Genomic DNA, 294 nt, shown 5'->3' with positions numbered 1-294 from the left:
GTATGTCTCAAGTGTGCCGGTCGAGATGTTGACGGCTTCGATGTTGATGATGACTTTTGCGTCGTTGGCAGCGGCTGCCGATACGGTGGCCGCCTGAATTTCAATGCGCGGCTCCCACTTTGCCAGTGCGGCGATGGCGGCCGCCTGGCATTGCAAGAGCAGGGCAGGGGTAATGGGTTGGTCTAATAATTCGGGCAGCAGGCTGCCATATTCTTCGCGCATCAGGCGCGTGCCGATGCGCGTGAACAGGATATTTTTTATTGACTGGCGGATGTGGTCGTAGAGGCCGATTTG

The 294-nt window shown here is 56.8% G+C and carries 1 protein-coding gene; it reads right to left on the bottom strand.

Annotated features, from left to right (window positions below; translation table 11 throughout):
* On the bottom strand, window positions 1-291 hold a 291-nt coding region (locus ACTHS4_RS11820; RefSeq protein ID WP_440365980.1), incomplete at its 3' end, for a GPW/gp25 family protein.
* Window positions 292-294 lie beyond the last annotated feature (3 nt).

Origin of the sequence: Neisseria sp. P0014.S009 (genome assembly GCF_051958155.1) — a bacterium.
In the GTDB taxonomy this organism is placed as follows: Bacteria; Pseudomonadota; Gammaproteobacteria; order Burkholderiales; family Neisseriaceae; genus Neisseria; species Neisseria flavescens_C.
The sequence above is the reverse complement of the archived record's forward strand: the minus strand, read 5'-3'. Positions and strand labels throughout refer to the sequence as shown.